This is a genomic window from Microbacterium sp. Root553 (assembly GCF_001426995.1).
Lineage (GTDB): Bacteria > Actinomycetota > Actinomycetes > Actinomycetales > Microbacteriaceae > Microbacterium.
This window is the reverse complement of sequence record NZ_LMFY01000003.1, coordinates 55,161-73,552: the sequence shown is the minus strand read 5'-3', so window position 1 is coordinate 73,552 and position 18,392 is coordinate 55,161. Positions and strand designations below refer to the sequence as shown.

Genomic DNA, 18,392 nt, shown 5'->3' with positions numbered 1-18,392 from the left:
GGCGCTCATCGGCCCTTCCCTTCACGCAGGCGCGGATTGGAGATGCCGTCCACGCCGAAGTTGATCAGTGTCAGGCTCAGGGCGAGCAGGGCGATGCACAGACCGGGGGCGAACAGCAGCAGCCACTGCCCCGTGAGCAGGGAGTTGGAGTTCTGCGCCCAGTAGAGCATGGTGCCCCAGCTGACGATGCTGGAGTCTCCGAGACCGAGGAACTCGAGTCCGGCCTCCGCGAGGATGGCCGCGGTCGCCGCTCCGAAGAGCGTCCCGGCGATGATCGAGGTCATGTTCGGCAGGATCTCGCGGAACACGATGCGCGCGCGGCTGTCACCCGAGAACTGCGCCGAGGTGACGAAGTCGTTGCCGCGGAGCGACTGGGTCTGGCTGCGCAGCACACGCGCTCCCCATGCCCATCCGGTGACGACGATCACCGCGATGATCATCAGGATGCCGCCGTTCTGCAGGTAGGCGGCGATCACGATCATGAGGGGCAGACCGGGGATCACGAGGAAGAGATTGACGATGAAGCCGATCACCTCGCCCAGGAATCCGCGCATGTACCCCCAGCTGAGACCGATCAGCACGGCGACGATCGTCGAGAGGATGCCGGCGGCGAGGCCGACCAGCAGGCTGATCTGCGATCCGAAGATCAGCTGGCTCAGCACATCCTCCCCGGCGGCCGTCGTCCCGAGCCAGTGGGCCCACGAGGCGTCGGCGTTGCGCTCGAACGAGTTGTCCTTGGCCCCGTACGGCGCGATCAGCGGTGCGAACACCGCCACCACGACGAAGAGTCCGAGGATGATGAGTCCGAGCCTGGCCTTGCCGTTCGACCAGAGCGTGCCGACCATGCGGGCGAACGAGCGCCACGGGCTGGGAGCCGCGATCCGCTCGGCGGGAACCTTGACGTTCATGGTGGAGGTCATCGGCGAGTCCTCGGGTCGAGTACCCCGTAGAGGATGTCCACGAGGAAGTTGGCGACGAGCACGCTGACGGTGATCATCAGGAAGAGCGCCTGCATGAGCGGGTAGTCCTGCCCGATCACGGCGTTGAAGAGCAGATATCCGATACCGGGGTACTGGAAGACCTGCTCGACGAGGATCGATCCGCCGACCACACCGCCGAGGGTGAGACCGAAGCCGGTGAGGTTCGGCAGGATCGCGTTGCGGGCGGCGTAGCGGACGGCGATCGTGCGGCCGTGCAGACCGTTCGCCTCGGCGAAGGTGACGTAGTCCTCGCCCAGCGTGTTGATCATGGCGTTGCGCATGCCGATGATCCAGCCGCCGAGGGAGGTCAGCAGGATCGTCAGCGCCGGCAGCACCGCATGGCGGGCCAGGTCGGCGAGGAAGTCCCCCGTGAAGCCCGGTGCCGTGGTCGCGGCGTACGCGCCGGTCGTCGGGAACCAGTGCAGCACGTACCCGAGGAAGAACAGCAGCAGCAGCGCGGTCCAGAAGTACGGGAAGGTGCTGAGGAACGATCCGGTCAGCGTCGGCAGCGAGTCGAGCCAGGTGCCGCGGCGCCACGCGGCGGCGACGCCGATCAGCGTGCCGATCACGAAGGCGAGGACCGTGACGATGCCGACCAGGCCGATCGTGTACGGCAGCGCGGTCGACACCATGCTCGACACCGTCTGCGGATAGAACGTGTACGAGACCCCGAAGTCGAGACGGGAAACCTGTCCGAGGTAGGAGATGTACTGATCCCACAGGGATCCGGTCGGGACGCCGAGCTGCGCCTCGATCGCGGCTCTGGTCGCGTCGGACACCGGCCCGTTCTGCGCGAGCTTGGCGATCGCAGCATCGGCCGGGGACCCCGGCATCATCCGCGGGAGGAAGAAGTTCAGCGTGATCGCGGCCCACAGCGTGAGCACGAAGAGGCCGACCTTCTGCAGGACGTACTTCACTGGTCGTCTCCCTTCACGCGCTCGAGCCTGGTGAAGATCAGCAGCGGCGCCGAGTCGTAGTTCTGCGGGATCATGTACGGGTCATCCGCCGAGGGCCATCCGGTGAACTTGGCGTCGTTGAATAGACCCCAGATTCCGCCGTAGTAGAGGCCGATCACCGGCAGCTCGTCGTACACGATGTTCTGCAGCTCGTGAGTGATCTCGGTCTGACGTGCAGGATCGACCGTCTCGCGGTACTCCGCGAGCAGCGCATCGACCTCATCCGACTGATAACGCTCGAAGTTGTTCGCCGTGGCTTCGCCGGAGGGCACGTAGAACTGGCTCGAGAGCAGGTTGTTGTACGCCTGGTAGATGTCGCCGTTGCCCATGCCTCCGATCGCCATCTCGAAGTCGCCGTTGCTGATCGCACTCTGGTACCCCGCGGGCTGCGGCAGCTTCAGAGTGACCTTCACACCGACGGCGGCGAGCTGGCGCTGCACGGTCTGTGCCGCGCGGGTCCAGTCCGAGTAGCCGTTGGCCGTCGTGAGCGCGAACTCGAGCTGTTCGCCGTCGGGGCCGACGAGTCGGTCGCCGTCGAGCGTGTATCCGGACTCCGCGAACGCCGCGAGCGCGGCATCCGCGTCCTGCGTGATCATGCCCTGGTCGGGGATCGAGGGGTCGAGGTACTCCTCCTGGTTCGGCAGGATGAGTCCGGTCTGGCCGGCGGGCTGCATGTACCCCTCGGAGGCGGTCTCGGCGATCTCCTCACGATCGAGCGAGAGCGCGATGCCGCGACGCACGTTCACGTCGTCGAACGGCGCGACCTCGAGGTTCGGCATCAGGGCGATCACGCCGCCCGGCGGGAACCACCAGGTGTTGTGCTCGCTCGCCGCGCCCCAGGTGCCCTCGACGTCGGAGATGAACGAGTACGACCAGTCGTAGCCGCGCGTCACCGTGTCGAGCTGGGTGTTGGTGCCGGGCAGGATGATGTGCTCGATCTCGATCTTGTCGGCCTGCCAGTAGTCGGGGTTCTTGTCCATCGAGTACTGCTGGTCGTTGTAGTTGCCCAGCACGAAGGGCCCGGTGCCGACCGGGTTCTCGTTGCGGAACGTGCCGGGGTCCTTGACATCGCTCCAGATGTGCTCGGGGACGATCATCGTCAGACCGAGGATCGACAGTGACGGGGCGTCGTCGGTCTGCAGGTGCATGATGACGTCGTCACCGTCGACCTCGACGCTCTCGAGGTGCTGCCACGCGCCCTTGATGTCGAGGGCGGGGTTGTCCTTCAGCAGCTGGAACGTGAAGGCGACGTCATCGGGGGTCAGCTCTTCGCCGTCGCTCCATTCGACGCCGTCGCGGATCGTCATGACGACCGTGCGCGCATCGGGCTGCGACCAGGACTCGGCCAGCCACGGGTTGAGCGTGTTGTCGAGCGGGTTCACCAGGATCAGCGGTTCGTAGATCCACCTCGACGCGGTGCGGGTGTTCGTCAGGTACGGATTGAAGTTCCGCGTGAAGAACGGGTTCCCCTTGTCCGCGTTGATGAGCATCGTGTCGTCGCCGATCGATGGATCGGGCTGCGAACTGATCTGGATGCTGCAACCGCTGAGGACCACGGCCGCTGCCGCCAGTCCCACGATCGCCGCTCTCCGCCAGCGCCGGAGCATGTGCGTCTTCGCCACACTGCCACCTCATGTCGTCTGTGTCATGAAGGGATCCCACGGGTCGGGGCACCCCACGGCCGAAGCCGTTCCGGCAATTGTAAGCGCATACATTTGCACCGCGCAACCCCCTCTCGACGAGGGAGCGATTCAGCGGGTGGGGCTGCGCAGATTCAGTGAGCAGGGCTGCGCAGACTCATTGAGCAGGGCTGCGCAGAGACCTGGTCATGCTCTGCAGCGCACGGAACGCCGCGGACTGATCCGCCTCCGTCATGCCCGCGAGCATGCGGATCTCGACGGATCGGACCACCGCCGTGGCTGCGGCGAGACGCTCCCGCCCGCGCGGGGTGAGGCGGGCCGGAAGCGCCTTGCCGACCGGAGGAGCGTCGGGGCGCGTGACCAGGCCGTCGCGCTCCAGCGCCTGGAGCAGGACGTTCATGGACTGCCGCGTGACGAACGCCCCGCGGGCGAGCTCGGAGTTCGAGAGGCCGGGGCGCTGGGCGAGCAGCTCGAGGCAGGAGTAGTGCGTGATGGTCATCCCGAGCGGCCGCAGCACCTCCTCCATGGCCGCACGCAGGGCGCTCGACGCCTCTTTGAGCAGGTATCCGAGCGAACTGTCGAGGTCGATGCCGCCGCCGTCTTGACTCATGTCAGTATTCTGACATACGCTGACCCATGTCAGATAACTGACACGAACAGAGAAGAGCACCTGATGCCCGTCACCGGCCCCGACTTCGTCTCCCTCCAGACCCGCGACCTCACCGCCTCCCAGGCCTTCTACGAGAGATACCTCGGCCTCGTCCGCTCACCGGCGGGCCCTCCGCACGCCGTGGTCTTCACGACGACTCCCATCGCCTTCGCACTGCGCGACATCGCCCCCGGCACCGACCTCGACGCCGTCGACCAGCCGGGCATCGGCGCCGCGATCTGGCTCCATGCCACCGACGTGCAGGAGATCCACGACGCGCTGGTCGCCGACGGCCACACGATCGTCGCCGCACCGATCGACGGCCCGTTCGGGCGCACGTTCACGTTCGCCGACCCCGACGGCTACCGCATCACGCTGCACGACCGCGCCTGAGCGGCCGCTCTCGGGACCGCCGTCGCCGCCGTCAGTCGGTCAGGGGCGCTGCGAGCTCTCGCGGACGATGATCTGCAACGGCAGGCGCACGGTCATCGGGTCGGCGTCCGGCCGCTCGAGGCGGCGGGAGAGCAGTTGCACGGCGGCACGACCGAGATCGATCATCGGCTGCCGCACGGTGGTCAGCGCCGGACGCGACAGCGCGGCGGCCTCGATGCCGTCGAAGCCCGTGACCCGCACATCGTCGGGGACCCGGATGCCGGCCGAGCGGAACGCGTCGATCGCACCGAGCGCCATCTGGTCGTTGGCGGCCACGAGCACCGAGGGCGCACCGCCGTCGATGAGCGTCTGCGCCGCCGCATGACCCGACGCGCGGGTGAAGTCTCCGCGCAGCACGGTCACGTCATCGAGGGCGAGCCCCGCCTCGGCGACGGCGGCGGCGAAGCCGTCCCACCGCTGCGCACCGTCGGGAGAATCCGCAGGTCCCCCAAGGAAGGCGATGCCACCGGGGTCGGCCTGCGCGAGCACCAGGCGGGTCAGCTCCGCCATGGCCTCGGCGTTGTCCACCGTGACGTGGTCGTAGTTGTCGCCGCGCGCAGGCCCCGACAGCACGACCACCGGGATCCGCCGGGCGAGCCGGGCGAGCACGTCGTCGGGCACGCTCCGAGCCAGCACCATCAGTCCGTCGACCCGGCCGGCGATGTCGCGCACCGTCTCCCGGCCGGGATCGTCACGACCGACACCGATCATGAGCACGAAACCCTGCTTCCACGCCTCCAGCTCGGCACCGCGCAGCACCTCGTCGAGGAACAGCATGGTCGGCTGCGGCACGCCCGCATCGGTGGTGCGCTGTTCGACCGTGAACGACGGCCGGGCGGACTGCCCCTCGGCGAGCACGTCGAGCACCGGGGCGTCCTCCGACGCGTCGAACCCCGGGAAGTACAGCCCCAGCACGCCGGTGCGGCGTTCCGCGAGTCCGCGCGCGCTGCCGCTGGGCACGTACCCGAGCTCGGAGACCGTGTCGAGCACGCGCTCGCGCGTGGCGGGGCGCACGGCATCCGGCTGCCGCAGCACGCGCGACACCGTCGCGATCGACACGCCGGCGCGCTCCGCGACGTCGTAGACGGTCGCCTTCCTGCTCACGCTCGCTCCTCCTCCGGGTGGGTGTGCACCAGGCTACCCGGGTGTCGAGCGCGCGATGAGCGACCCGTGCGGCCGAGTGCTGACCTCGCCGGGCTCGCGCTCGCGGCTCTCCGACGACACGACCTCGAGCCCCGTCTCCGCCAGCACCGCGGCGAGCGCGTCGGCCGACCAGAAGTACGCCGGAGCGATCGCATGCGCGAAGCGCTCTCGCGGCTCGCCCTCGAAGAACCCGATCAGGAGGCTGCCGCCAGGGGCGAGCACGCGGCCGAACTCGGCGAGGATGTCGGGCACGTGAGAAGGCGGGCTGTGGATCAGTGAGTACCAGGCGAGGATGCCGCCGAGAGAACCCGCATCGAGCGGCAGATGGCGGAACGAGCCGACCTCGAACGGGATACCGGGGTGCCGCGTCCGCGCGGTCGCGACGAACTCCGCCGACAGATCGATGCCGCGGATGTCCCGCCCTCCGTGCGCCAGGACGCCTGTCCAGTGTCCTGGCCCGCATCCGGCATCGAGCAGCCGCCCGCGCGTCGAGTCACGCCAGGCGGTGATCACCGCCGCGTCCCTGGCATCCATCTGCGCGAGCGTGCCGGCCAGCGCGACGTACTCGGCCGCGCGCGCGTCGTACGCGGCCGCGAGCGCGAGATCGACCTCGCCCGCGACCTCGACCTGGTCGTGGTCAGCGCCAGACATCAGCTGCGGGCGGCGAGCGCGGCCTGGTACAGGTCGCGCGACGAGAGACCGGTGGCCGCGGCGACCTCGGCGCACGCATCCTTCAGACGGATGCCGGAGGACACGAGCCGCTGCACCTGCGCGAGCGCGTCATCCGCCGAGGCCTCCCTGCGGGGCGCCCCCTCGACGACGACCACGATCTCGCCCTTGACCCCCGTCGTCGCCCACTCCACCAGTTCGGCGGAGGTGCCTCGGCGGACCTCCTCGTAGAACTTCGTGAGCTCGCGGCACACCGCGATGCGCCGGTCGTCGCCGAAGGCGGTGCCCATGTCGGCGAGCGACGACGCCAGCCGTGCCGGCGACTCGAAGAAGACCATGGTGCGGGGCTCGGCGGCGAGCGCGCGCAGCGTCGAGCGCCGCTCCCCCGGCTTGCGGGGCAGGAACCCCTCGAACGTGAACCGGTCGGTCGGCAGTCCCGAGATCGACAGGGCCATCAGCACCGCGCTGGGACCGGGGATGGCGGTCACGGTCACGCCCAGCGCCACGGCCGCGGCGACCAGCCCGTAGCCGGGGTCGCTGATCGCCGGCATCCCGGCATCGCTGACGACGACGACATCGGTCTCGATCGCGAGCGTCGCGAGCTCGGCCGCCTTCTGCTTCTCGTTGTGATCGTGCAGGGCGATCAGCCGCGGCCGGTTCGCGATCTGCAGGGCCTGCAGCAGTCGCCCGGTGGTGCGGGTGTCCTCCGCGACGACGACCTCGGCGTTCTCCAGCACCTCGACGAGGCGGCGCGACGCGTCCCCGAGGTTTCCGATCGGGGTCGCGGCGAGGATGATCACCCGCCCAGCTTAGGCGGACGCCATGGCCGGGTTGTCTAGGCTGGAGCGGTGACCACGCCCGCACCGCTGATGCCTCCGCCCGAGGAACGGCTGACGCGCTACGGACGGCTGCGCGACCGCCTCCTGGACGACCCGGACTGGGGGCGGATGCTGCGCTGGTTCGCCCCGCTGGTCGTGACCGCGCTCGCCGCCGTGCTGCGTCTGGTGAACCTCGGGCATCCGCACCAGCTCGCGTTCGACGAGACGTACTACGTCAAGGACGCCTGGTCGCTGTGGACCCTGGGCTACGAGGGCACGTGGGGCAAGGACGCGAACGAGGCCTTCATCACCCTGCAGCAGCTTCCGCTGTCGGAGGCGGGGTCGTTCATCGTGCATCCGCCGCTGGGCAAATGGCTGATCGCCCTGGGCATGGCCGTCGGCGGACCGGACAACACCGTCGGCTGGCGCATCGCGACCGCCGTGCTCGGCACCGCCACGGTGCTGCTCGTGTACCTGGTCGCGCGCCGTCTGACCGGCTCGATCGTCGTCGGGACCGTCGCCGGTACGCTGCTCGCGATCGACGGCCTCAGCATCGTGATGAGCCGCACCGCGCTGCTCGATGGACCGCTCACGTTCTTCCTGATGCTCGGAGCGCTCTTCATCCTCATCGACCGCGACCGGGTGATCCCGGTGCTCGAACACGCCGGCCCCGACGCCCCCGACCCGATGTGGGGCCGGGTGCTGTGGCGGCGGCCGTGGCTGGTCGCCGCCGGTGTCGCGCTCGGCGCCGCCTGTGCCGTGAAATGGTCGGGCCTGTACGCGCTCGCCGCCTTCGGACTCTACGTCGTGGTGACCGACGCCCTCGCCCGCCGCCGCGCCGGCGTGGTGCTCTGGCCCACCTCCGCCGCCTTCCGCCAGGGGCCCGTGTCGTTCGTGCTGCTGGTCGTCCCGGCATTCGCCGTCTACCTCACCAGCTGGACCGGATGGCTGGTGACCTCCGGCGGCTACGCCCGCCAGAGCGACCCGAACCCGCTGATCGCCCTGTGGAACTACCACGAGGCGATCCTGAACTTCCACGTCGGCCTCGTGAAGGGGCATCCCTACGCCAGTCCTGCATGGGAGTGGCCGTTCCTGCTGCGGCCGACGGCGGTCTGGGTGGGCAGCGACCCCGCGCCGTGCGGCGTCGACCACTGCATCGCCGTGATCTCGACGATCCCGAATCCGCTCATCTGGTACGCCGGCGTCGCCGCCGCCGTCTACCTCATCTACCGGATGGTCCGCGGCTGGATCTCCCGCCGCCCCGTCGGGCCCGCCTTCACCTTCGCGCTGGTCGGACTCGCCGCCACGTACATCCCGTGGCTGCTGTTCCCCGAGCGCACGATCTTCCAGTTCTACACGGTGGCGATGGCACCTTTCCTCGCGATCGCCCTGGCCGTCGTGCTGCGTCACCTCGCCGGACGGCGCGAGGACCCGCTGCACCGACGACAGGCGGGCGAACGGACGGTGCTGATCTTCCTCGTCGTCGTGGTGCTGGTCTCCGCGTTCTTCTACCCCGTGTGGACGGGAATGAGCGTGCCGTACGACTTCTGGCTGCTGCACAACTGGATGCCGGGCTGGATCTGACCCGCGGGCTGAGTGTCACCTCGAGCGGGAGATCTCGCCGGGATCGCTCACCGGCAGCCGGCAGACGAACCCTCGGCAGTCGAACGCCCGCTCGGCGGCATTCGCCTCGGCGGGTGCGCCCTTGCCCTCGAACAGCGCGAACCCGGCATCCGCGAACGCCTCGGCCTGGCTGGGCGTGACGATCGAGATCACGTCGGCATCGCTGCGCCGCGCGGCGGCCGCGAGGGCCCCGGAGGGTGACACCGTCACCACGACGATCTGGCGGGGAGCATCGACGAGTCCGGCCGCCGCACGCAGCAGGCTGCCGTGTGCGAACGGCTGCGCGAGAGCGGATGCCGCATGCTCGCGCACCCGCTCGGCGGCGGCCGCCCGATAGCGCTCCCCCGCCCCCAGACGCCAGGCGGTGAGCGACGCGGCGGCGACGGCGGCCGTGCCGGACGGCAGATCGCCGTCGGTCTGATCCGGGGCGACGGCGATGCCGTGCGCGGCGAGCAGCGGGTCTCCGTCGAGTCCCTCGATGGCGGTGTCGAGCAGGTCGCGCGCGGAGACGGCCCACGCCGCCTCTCCCGTCGCGAGGGCGAGGGCGAACAGCCCGTCGGCGAGCAGCGCGACATCGGCGGTCGTCGCCACCGCGTCGGACGCGACCCCGTCGAGCGAGGCGCGCACGAGCCTCCCGTCGGGGTCCGTGTTGACCCGCAGCACGTACTCGGCGGCCTCCTGCGCCGCGCGCACCCACGACGACTCGGCACGCGTCGCTCCCGCCGTGGCGAGCGCGGCGATCGCCAGGCCGTTCCAGCCCGTGATCACCTTGCCGTCGACCGACGGCGGCTCCAGGCCCGCCCGCTCCGACACCGCCCGCAGGTAGTAGCCGCCCTCACTGCGCGCGCCGTCGATCCACGACTCCGAGTCCTGGGCGGCGCCGACCCCTCCCCCGTCGAGGCGGAGCGTGTCGAGCAGGAACCCGGCGATGCCTCGGACCGTGGGCTCGTCGTCCGCGGCGAGAGCCACGAGGAGCAGCTGCGCGTTGTCGGTCAGCATCCGCTCGTAGTGCGGCACGGTCCAGTCGCGCTGGGTGGCGTAACGGAAGAAGCCGCCGTCGGCGTCGCGCAGATCGGATGCCGCCATCGCCGCGAGCGCCCGTTCGGCCGCCGCCGCGGCATCCGCGCACTCCCGGCGCACCAGCGGCGTCTGCAGCAGCCCCAGCGTCGTCGCCACCGGGAACTTGGGCGCGCCCCCGAAGCCGGCGAACTGCGGATCCTCGCGCGCGGCGATCGCCCCGGCCGCAGCAGCGATCGCGGCGGCATCCGGCAGATCGGAGGGCATCGAGGTCGCCGCCCGCGCCAGCGCGTCGGTCACCGCATCCGCGGACTCCTCCGCCTGCCCGCGGCGGACGGTCCAAGCCTCGTGCACGGCCGCGAGGACGTCACGGAAGGCGGGCATCGGCTGTCGCGCCTCGGGCGGCCAGTAGGTGCCGGCATAGAACGCCCGCCCGCGGGGCGTCGTGAAGACCGTGAGCGGCCAGCCGAGGTTCTGCGTGAACGCCGACGCGGCGGCCATGTAGGCGCCGTCGACGTCGGGATGCTCCTCGCGATCGACCTTGACCGCGACGAAGTCGCGATCGATGAGCGCGGCCGTCTCGGGATCCGCGAACGACTCGCGCGCCATGACATGGCACCAGTGGCACGTCGAATACCCGATCGAGATCATCAGGGGCACGTCGCGGCGCTGCGCCTCGGCGAACGCCTCGGGTCCCCACGGATACCAGTCGACCGGATTGTCGGCATGAGCGCGGAGATAGGGGCTGAGCGTGTCGGCGAGCCGGTTGGTCATGCTCTCACGCTACGCCGCCGCGAAGACCGGGAGGCGCCGGGAGACGAACCGCTCAGGAGACGAGGAGCTGCTCAGCGGGACGCGAGGCCGCGTAGCCCACGAGCGGCAGGGCGCGCTCCGCCGCCAGCGCGATCCGCGCCCGCAGCACCTCCGAGGCGATCACGTAGCCGTCGAAGTCGGTGTTGCTGGCGTAGACGCCGACCGGCAGGGTGAGCGCCTGGAAGAACGCGAACAACGGTCGCAGCTGGTGCTCGATGATGAGGGCGTGGCGCTCACCGCCGCCGGTCGCGGCGAGCAGCACCGGCTTGCCGACGAGCTCGTACTGACCGACGAAGTCGAACAGGTGCTTGAAGAGCCCGGTGAACGAGGCCCGGTAGACGGGGCTCCCGACGATCAGGAGATCGCTCGTCTCGATCGCGAGGAGCTTCTCCTCGACCTCGGCCGGCAGCTGATCGCGGCGCAGCGCACCCGCGAGCGAGGGTCCGATGTCGGTGAGCTCGACGATCTCGATCTCGACCTCCGCGCGCTCGGCGACGGCATCGGCGATGGCACGGATGAGCGCCGTGGTCTTGCTGGGCTCGTGCAGGGATCCGGAGACGGCGACGACGCGGTAGGGAGCAGTCATGCCGACGACGCTACTCACGACGACGCCCCGTGTCGCGAGCGGCGACACGGGGCGTCATCTGTCGATACGGGACGTCTCCGTCCGGACCGGGTCAGGGCACCTGGCCTCAGTTCACGTCGTTCGGGTGCGAGCCGACGCGGCCCGATCCGTCGAGCGGGTCGAGCGCGTCGATGGCCGCGATCTCGGCCTCGGTGAGCTCGAATCCGAAGACATCGAGGTTCTCGCGCAGCCGCTCCTCGCGCACCGACTTGGGGAACACGATGAACCCCTTCTGCAGGTGCCAGCGCAGCACCGCCTGGGCGGGCGTCACGCCGTGCGCCGAGGCGGCGTCGGCGATGGCCGGGGTGCCGAACAGGTCGTACTTGCCCTGTCCGAGCGGACCCCAGGACTCGATGCGGATGCCGTGCGCGGTCGCCCAGTCCACGATGTCGCGCTGCTGGTAGGCCGGGTGCAGTTCGATCTGGTTGACCGCCGGGGTCACACCGGTCTCGGCGACGACGCGCTCGAGGTGCGGGACCAGGAAGTTCGAGACGCCGATGCTGCGCGTCAGGCCGGCCTCGCGCAGCTCGACCAGCTTCGCGAAGGCGTGCACGTAGTCGTCCTTCTCGGGCGTGGGCCAGTGCACGAGGTACAGGTCGACGGCGTCGAGACCGAGCTTGTCGAGGCTCTCGCCGATCGCCGCGCGCGGCTCCTCGTCGTGGTGACGGTCGTTCCAGAGCTTGGTGGTGATGAACAGCTCGTCACGCGCGAGACCGGAGGCGGCGATCGCGGCGCCGACGCCCTCCTCGTTGCCGTAGATGGCGGCGGTGTCGATGTGTCGATAGCCGATCTCGAGCGCCTGGCTCACGGCACGCTCGGTCTCGTCGGCCGGGACCTTGAACACCCCGTACCCGAGCTGGGGGATGGAGTGTCCGTCGTTGAGTTCGAGTGCTGGAATCGTCATGATTCCAGCCTACGACCCGTGGCCTGTGCAGGGCCTGTCGGGGCGGGGCCCGTCGGAGCAGGGTCCGTCGGGACGGCGCCGCTCGGGATTGCGGCCATCGTCGTCGCGGCACGTCCGACCAGCCTCTCCAGGGGACCGCGACCCCAGAGGATCGACCACACGGTCGAGATCAGCAGCAGACAGATGGCCGTGGCACCCCAGAACGCGTTGCTCGCGAAGAAGCCCCCGGGTCCGCCGACGAGAGCGGTGGAGAGGACGTGCACCGTGTATGCCGACAGCGGCATGGAGCCGAGGGCGCCCAGCGGGAGCAGCACCCAGCGCAGCGGGCCGCTCAGCAGCAGGCACGCGGCGACGACGCACAGCGCGAAGCCCCCGGATCCCAGGATCTCGGCGGTCCCACCCGAATGCGGGTCGACGGCGAAGACCGCGGAGAGCACCGCACCCAGCGGATCTGCGGCGGCGAGAGCCTCCGGGTAGGTGCTCCAGCCCGACGCCGAGGCGCCGCCGCCGTCGTACGACGAGGCGCCAAGCCCCGCGACCGCGCCGACGAGACCCAGCCCGTATCCGACCGCCATGAGACCGAGCCCGACGGCGAGGGTGATCGCCGCGGTCTCGAGTCTGTCGACCTGCAGGCGACCGAGCGCCATGCCGGCCAGCACGAAGGCGAGCCAGGCGGTGATCGGGTACGAGCCGTACAGCACCAGGCTCACCCCCGCCCCGTACGGGTGCAGGGTGAGGGCCGCGAGCAGAGCCAGCAGCGACGGCGCCGCGAGCGCGAGGACGCCGGCCGCCGTCAGCAGCTTCCACGGCGGCCACCGCAGGAACGGGATGACGGCGACGTAGAGCAGGCCGTAGAGGGTGAGGATGACCGCGATCGGGGTGTTCAGCATCTCCAGCGCCAGACCGATCAGGAAGATCACGGCGCCGCGCCCCACCAGCTGCAGGCGGATCGTGGGCAGCCGCTCGGGTGCGGGCGGCGTGCGGCGCCCGGTCATCAGGGCGATCGAGATGCCCGCCAGCACGGCGAACAGGATCGAGGAGCGGCCGTGCACGAGGCCGCTCCAGGTGGACGGATCCATCGGATCGAAGGACGGGGTCTCGCCGATGTGCGCGCCGGCCATCCCGAGGATCGCCAGACCCCGCGCGATGTCGAGACCCAGGATGCGCGGAGACCGACCGAACTCGCGGAACCACCGGGTGGCGGGGAGGGACGACGACGCAGTGCTCACGGATGAATCGTACGATGGGAGTTCTATGTCCTCCCCCGTCATCTTCTATCCTCCCGAGCTGCCCGTCAGCGCCGCGCGGGACGAGATCGCCGACGCCATCCGCGACAATCAGGTCGTGATCGTGGCGGGCGCGACGGGATCCGGCAAGACCACGCAGCTGCCGAAGATCTGCCTCGACCTCGGCCGTGAGCGCATCGCCCACACCCAGCCCCGCCGCCTCGCCGCCCGCACGATCGCCGAGCGCGTGGCCGAGGAGCTGCAGGTGGAGCTGGGCGGCGTCGTCGGGTACAAGGTGCGCTTCACCGACAAGGTGTCCGACGAGACGCGCATCGCGCTGATGACCGACGGCATCCTGCTCAACGAGATCCACCGCGACCGACTGCTGCGCCGCTACGACACGATCATCATCGACGAGGCGCACGAGCGCTCGCTCAACGTCGACTTCCTGCTGGGCTATCTGGTGCGGATCCTCCCCGAGCGCCCCGATCTCAAGGTGATCATCACCTCCGCGACGATCGATCCCGAGAGCTTCGCGCGCCACTTCGCCACCGCCGCCGGCGAGCCCGCCCCGGTCATCGAGGTGTCCGGTCGCACCTTCCCGGTGGAGATCCGCTACCGCGCGCAGACCGACGAGAACGGCGAAACCGGCGAGACCGGCTCCGCGGAGGAGGTCGACGAGGTGACCGCGATCGTCGCGGCCCTGCGCGAGCTCGATCGCGAGGAGCCGGGCGACGTGCTCGTGTTCCTCCCCGGCGAGGCCGAGATCCGGGATGCCGCGGATGCCGTGCGCGGGGCGTACGCGAAGGACCGCTCCCCCACCGAGGTCCTGCCGCTGTACGGACGCCTGTCGGCCGCCGAGCAGCACCGGGTGTTCGAGAAGAGCCGGGTGGCCGGCGTGCGCAGACGCGTCGTGCTCGCCACGAACGTCGCCGAGACCAGCCTGACCGTGCCGGGCATCCGCTATGTGATCGACACCGGCACCGCGCGCATCTCGCGCTACAGCAGTCGGTCGAAGGTGCAGCGCCTGCCCATCGAGGCGATCTCGCAGGCCTCGGCGAATCAGCGCTCGGGCCGTGCGGGCCGTACGAGCGACGGCATCGCGATCCGGCTCTACAGCGAGGAGGACTTCGACAGGAGGGCGGAGTTCACCGAGCCCGAGATCCTGCGCACCTCCCTCGCCTCGGTCATCCTGCAGATGCTGTCGCTCGGCTTCGGCGACATCACCGCCTTCCCCTTCCTCACGCCTCCCGATTCCCGGGGCGTGAAGGCGGCCGTCGATCTGCTCACCGAGCTCGGCGCCGTCGCCGGTGGCGGCGACTCCCCCCGCCTCACCCGCATCGGCCGCGACATCTCGCGCATCCCCATCGACCCGCGTTTCGCCCGCATGCTGATCGAGGCCGGTCGATCGGGCGGCGCCGCCCTCAGCCGCGACGTGCTCGCGATCGTGGCGGGGATGTCGATCCAGGACGTCCGTGAGCGCCCGTCGCAGGATGCCCCGCAGAGCGTGCGCGACGAGGCCGACCGGATGCACGCGCGATTCGCCGACCCGACGAGCGACTTCCTCTCGATCCTCAACCTCTGGAACCACCTGAGGGAACAGCAGCGCGAGCTCGGGTCGAGCGCGTTCCGGCGACTGTGCCGCTCCGAGCACCTCAACTATGTGCGGGTGCGGGAGTGGTTCGACGTGCACCGTCAGCTGCGCTCGCTCGTCAGGGAGAAGGACGCGGGCGGCTCCGGCGCTGCGGATCCGGACGCGGTCCACCGCGCGCTGCTCGCGGGTCTGCTGTCGCAGATCGGCATCCTCGACGAGCGCAACACCGGCAAGGGCGTGGATCCGAAGAAGAAGCGGATGGCGGAGTATCGCGGTGCGCGCGGCATCCGCTTCTCGATCTTCCCCGGTTCCGCGCTGCGCAAGAAGGCCCCGCAGTCGGTCATGGCCGCCGAGATCGTCGAGACGTCCCGCACATACGCGCGCACGGTCGCCGCGATCGATCCGGCCTGGGCCGAGGCTCTCGCGGGCGACCTCGCGAAGCGTCAGGTCACCGAGCCGCACTGGTCGAAGGATGCCGGCGCCGCCGTCGCCTACGAGAAGGTGACGCTGTTCGGAGTCGAGATCATCCCTCGCCGCCGTGTGCAGTTCGCGCGCATCGACCGCGCGGCGTCCCGCGAGCTGTTCCTCCGGCACGCGCTGGTCGAGGGCGAGTGGGATCCGACGCGCATCGACAAGCGTGTGAGCGCCTTCTGGCGCAGCAACGCCGAACTGCGCAGACGTCTCGAGAAGCTCGAAGAGCGCGAGCGCCGCCGCGACATCCTGGCGGGCGACGAGGCCGTCTTCCGCTTCTACGACGAGCGCATCCCCTCCGACGTGTTCGACGTGCGCTCGTTCGAGACCTGGTGGCGCGAGCAGCTGTCCACCGCGCCGAAGCTCCTCGTGATGCGCGAGGCCGACCTGCTCGACGACGACGGCCGTGCCGATCAGAACGAGTTCCCGACCAGGTGGACGCAGGGAGATCAGGTCCTCGGACTCGCCTACCGATTCGAGCCCGGCGCGGCCGACGACGGCGTGAGCGTCGTCATCCCGCTCCCCCTGCTCGCGCAGATCGAGGATCGTGGCTTCGACTGGCAGGTGCCGGGGCTCCGAGCGGAGCTCGTCACGGGTCTGCTGCGCGCGCTGCCGAAGGCGATCCGTCGGCACGTGGTCCCCGCGGCCGACTGGGCCGACAGGTTCGGCGCGGAACTGGTCGGTCACGGCCCCGAGTCGCACGGGGGTCTGCCGACACGCACGCTCAAGGACGCGCTCGCGCGACTGATCCAACCGCTGGCGAACCAGCTCGTCTCGGCGTCGGAGTTCGAGGATGACCGGGTGCCCGCGCACCTGCGGATGAACTTCCGCGCCGTCGACGAACGCGGCCGAGTGGTCGGATCGAGTCGAGACCTGAGCGCACTGCAGGAGCAGCTCGCCGATCGGGCGCGGACCAGCGTGGCCCGGTCGATCGCGGCCCCGCCTCGCCGCCCCGGCCCCTCGAACGGGCCCCAGCCGCCCGCCGTCGCCATCTCGATCGAGAAGGACGGTCTCACCGGCTGGACGTTCGGCGACCTGCCCGAGGTCCTCGACACCCGCGTCGCCGGCGGCGTCGTGCGGGGCTACCCCGCCCTGGTCGACCAGGGCAAGACCGTCTCGGTGCGGGTGGAGTCGACGGCGGATGCCGCGGCGGCCGCCACACGCCGCGGCGTTCTGCGCCTCCTGCTCCTCGGCGTGCCCTCGCCCTCGTCGTACGTGCAGGAGCACCTCACCAGCCAGGAGAAGCTCGCCCTCGCCGCGTCGCCCTATCAGTCGGCCGCGGCGCTCATCGAGGACTGCCGGGCCGCGGTCGTGCAGAACGTGATCGATCGCACCGTGCCGGGCGGTATCGTCCGCACGGAGGCCGAGTTCGTGCGCGTGCGCGAGGCGGTGTCGGCGGCGCTCGTCGACGCGCTCTTCGCCTGTGTGTCGCTCGTCGCGCGCATCCTGACGAAGACCCGCGACGTCGAACGCGGCATCCGGTCGCAGAACTCGCTCGCGCTGCTCGGGCCTCTCAACGACATCCGCACCCAGCTGTCGGGTCTGCTGCACCCGGGGTTCGTCTCGGCCGCGGGCGTCGACCGCCTCTCGCACTTCCCCCGTTACCTCGACGGGATGCTCGAGCGGCTGAAGACGCTGTCGAGCGAGCCGGGCAAGGACCGTGCCCGGATGACCGAGTACGAGCGGATGGCGAGCGCGTTCGAGGACGCCGGAGGCGCGATCCCGCTCCCCGCCGATGCGCCGTCCGCACTGGTCGAGACGCGGTGGCTGCTCGAGGAGTACCGCGTGAGCGTGTTCGCGCAGCGACTCGGCACCGCCCAGCCCGTCTCGCCGCAGCGCATCATGAAGGCGCTGTCGACGCGGGGGTAGCCTGGACGCATGGCTCGCGCGATCGTCTATACGGAGTTCGGTTCCCCTGATGTGCTGCACCTGATCGAGGTCCCCGACCCGATCGCGCTCAGCGGCGAGGCGGTGGTGCGCATCGAGGCCGCCGGAGTGAACCCGATCGACGCCAAGCTGCGCAGCGCGAAGCGTCCGTCGCCGCCGATCACCGAGCCGCGGGGTGTGGGCTTCGACGGCGCGGGCGTGATCGACTCCGTCGGCGACGGCGTCGAGACCTTCGCCGTGGGCGACCGCGTGGCGATCCGCGACACGGTCGGCACGTACGCGAGCCACCTCGCCGTCTCGGTCGAGAAGCTCGTCGCGCTGCCCGATTCCGTCACCTCCGCCGAGGGCGCCGGCATCGGCATCCCCGCAGGGACCGCGTTCCAGGCCCTCCGCTCGCTCGGCGTCGCGCAGGGCGACGTGGTGCTCGTGCACGGCGGGTCCGGATCCGTCGGGCAGGCGGCTGTGCAGTTCGCCGTCGCCTGGGGCGCGACCGTCGTCGCGACCGCCAGCCCTGCGCGGCACGAGCAGCTGCGTGAACTCGGTGCGATCCCCGTCGCCTACGGTGACGGACTGCTCGACCGCGTGCGCGACGCCGCCCCGGACGGGGTGACGGTGGCACTGGACTGCGCGGGCACCGACGAGGCCATCGAGGTCTCCCTCGAGCTCGTCGCCGACCGCGACCGCATCGCGACGATCGTGCGCGGCCCCGACGCGGCGTCGTTCGGCATCCGCGCCTTCTCCGGCGGCTCGCCCGAGCCCCTGTCGGCGCAGGAACTCGAGTGGCGGGCGGAGGCGCTCGCTGCGACCGTCGAGTTGCTGGCCGCCGGCGACTTCACGATCGAACTCGGCCCCGAGCTCCCCCTCGCCGAGGCGGCACGGGCCCACGAGCTCATGGAGTCCGGCGCCGCCTCGGGCAAGATCGTGCTCGTCCCGTAGGGAGCGTGG

At 70.4% G+C, this 18,392-nt stretch carries 15 protein-coding genes; 4 read left to right on the top strand and 11 right to left on the bottom strand.

Annotation, left to right across the window (positions count from 1 at the left end; all coding sequences use genetic code 11):
* Window positions 1-5: 5 nt before the first annotated feature.
* The 4 genes from ASD43_RS16015 to ASD43_RS16000 form a co-directional block, all read right to left on the bottom strand.
* On the bottom strand, window positions 6-920 hold the full coding sequence (locus tag ASD43_RS16015) for an ABC transporter permease (RefSeq protein WP_045253238.1): 915 nt from the start codon (window positions 918-920) through the stop codon (window positions 6-8).
* Complete coding sequence (locus ASD43_RS16010; RefSeq protein ID WP_056420763.1) at window positions 917-1,897, bottom strand: ABC transporter permease; 981 nt, start codon at window positions 1,895-1,897, stop codon at window positions 917-919. Before ASD43_RS16010 ends, ASD43_RS16015 begins: the two co-directional genes overlap by 4 nt.
* Entirely contained in the window at window positions 1,894-3,558 is a 1,665-nt protein-coding gene (locus ASD43_RS16005) for an ABC transporter substrate-binding protein (protein WP_235564202.1), read from the bottom strand. The genes ASD43_RS16010 and ASD43_RS16005 overlap by 4 nt, the downstream gene beginning before the upstream one ends.
* A gap of 175 nt (window positions 3,559-3,733) precedes the next feature.
* On the bottom strand, window positions 3,734-4,186 hold the full coding sequence (locus tag ASD43_RS16000) for a MarR family winged helix-turn-helix transcriptional regulator (protein ID WP_056420760.1): 453 nt from the start codon (window positions 4,184-4,186) through the stop codon (window positions 3,734-3,736).
* A gap of 63 nt (window positions 4,187-4,249) precedes the next feature.
* Here ASD43_RS16000 and ASD43_RS15995 point away from each other — a divergent pair, with 63 nt between their 5' ends.
* Entirely contained in the window at window positions 4,250-4,618 is a 369-nt protein-coding gene (locus ASD43_RS15995; RefSeq protein WP_056420757.1) for a VOC family protein, read from the top strand.
* A gap of 39 nt (window positions 4,619-4,657) precedes the next feature.
* Here the strand turns inward: ASD43_RS15995 and ASD43_RS15990 are convergent, their stop codons facing one another.
* From ASD43_RS15990 to rsmI, 3 genes are read right to left on the bottom strand one after another with little or no spacing between them, the layout of a single operon-like run.
* Complete coding sequence (locus tag ASD43_RS15990; protein WP_056420754.1) at window positions 4,658-5,761, bottom strand: LacI family DNA-binding transcriptional regulator; 1,104 nt, start codon at window positions 5,759-5,761, stop codon at window positions 4,658-4,660.
* A 33-nt stretch (window positions 5,762-5,794) separates the two neighbouring features.
* The gene (locus ASD43_RS15985; protein ID WP_082539502.1) at window positions 5,795-6,451 is read right to left on the bottom strand and encodes a class I SAM-dependent DNA methyltransferase; all 657 of its coding nucleotides are present in this window, start codon (window positions 6,449-6,451) and stop codon (window positions 5,795-5,797) included.
* Window positions 6,451-7,269, bottom strand: a complete 819-nt coding sequence (gene rsmI, locus ASD43_RS15980) for a 16S rRNA (cytidine(1402)-2'-O)-methyltransferase (RefSeq protein WP_056420750.1) — start codon at window positions 7,267-7,269, stop codon at window positions 6,451-6,453. The genes ASD43_RS15985 and rsmI overlap by 1 nt, the downstream gene beginning before the upstream one ends.
* A 48-nt stretch (window positions 7,270-7,317) precedes the next feature.
* Here rsmI and ASD43_RS15975 point away from each other — a divergent pair, with 48 nt between their 5' ends.
* Window positions 7,318-8,871, top strand: a complete 1,554-nt coding sequence (locus tag ASD43_RS15975) for a dolichyl-phosphate-mannose--protein mannosyltransferase (RefSeq protein WP_056420746.1) — start codon at window positions 7,318-7,320, stop codon at window positions 8,869-8,871.
* 15 nt (window positions 8,872-8,886) lie between these two features.
* Here the strand turns inward: ASD43_RS15975 and ASD43_RS15970 are convergent, their stop codons facing one another.
* The 4 genes from ASD43_RS15970 to ASD43_RS15955 form a co-directional block, all read right to left on the bottom strand.
* Window positions 8,887-10,701 carry a thioredoxin domain-containing protein gene (locus ASD43_RS15970; RefSeq protein ID WP_056420742.1) on the bottom strand — a complete coding sequence of 605 codons (1,815 nt, stop codon included), beginning with the start codon at window positions 10,699-10,701 and terminating at the stop codon, window positions 8,887-8,889.
* A 52-nt stretch (window positions 10,702-10,753) separates the two neighbouring features.
* Window positions 10,754-11,326 carry an FMN reductase gene (gene msuE / locus ASD43_RS15965; protein WP_056421160.1) on the bottom strand — a complete coding sequence of 191 codons (573 nt, stop codon included), beginning with the start codon at window positions 11,324-11,326 and terminating at the stop codon, window positions 10,754-10,756.
* Window positions 11,327-11,432: 106 nt separating this feature from the next.
* The gene (locus ASD43_RS15960; protein WP_056420739.1) at window positions 11,433-12,269 is read right to left on the bottom strand and encodes an aldo/keto reductase; all 837 of its coding nucleotides are present in this window, start codon (window positions 12,267-12,269) and stop codon (window positions 11,433-11,435) included.
* Window positions 12,266-13,498, bottom strand: a complete 1,233-nt coding sequence (locus tag ASD43_RS15955) for a heparan-alpha-glucosaminide N-acetyltransferase domain-containing protein (protein WP_235564201.1) — start codon at window positions 13,496-13,498, stop codon at window positions 12,266-12,268. Before ASD43_RS15955 ends, ASD43_RS15960 begins: the two co-directional genes overlap by 4 nt.
* 25 nt (window positions 13,499-13,523) lie before the next feature.
* On the opposite strand from ASD43_RS15955, the gene hrpA reads away from it, so the two are divergent.
* Window positions 13,524-17,429: an ATP-dependent RNA helicase HrpA gene (hrpA, locus tag ASD43_RS15950; protein WP_056420734.1), complete on the top strand. Its 3,906-nt coding sequence runs from the start codon at window positions 13,524-13,526 to the stop codon at window positions 17,427-17,429.
* A gap of 9 nt (window positions 17,430-17,438) precedes the next feature.
* Window positions 17,439-18,383 (top strand): quinone oxidoreductase family protein, encoded by a 945-nt coding sequence (locus ASD43_RS15945; protein WP_056420732.1) that lies wholly within the window; start codon window positions 17,439-17,441, stop codon window positions 18,381-18,383.
* The last annotated feature ends 9 nt before the right edge of the window (window positions 18,384-18,392 follow it).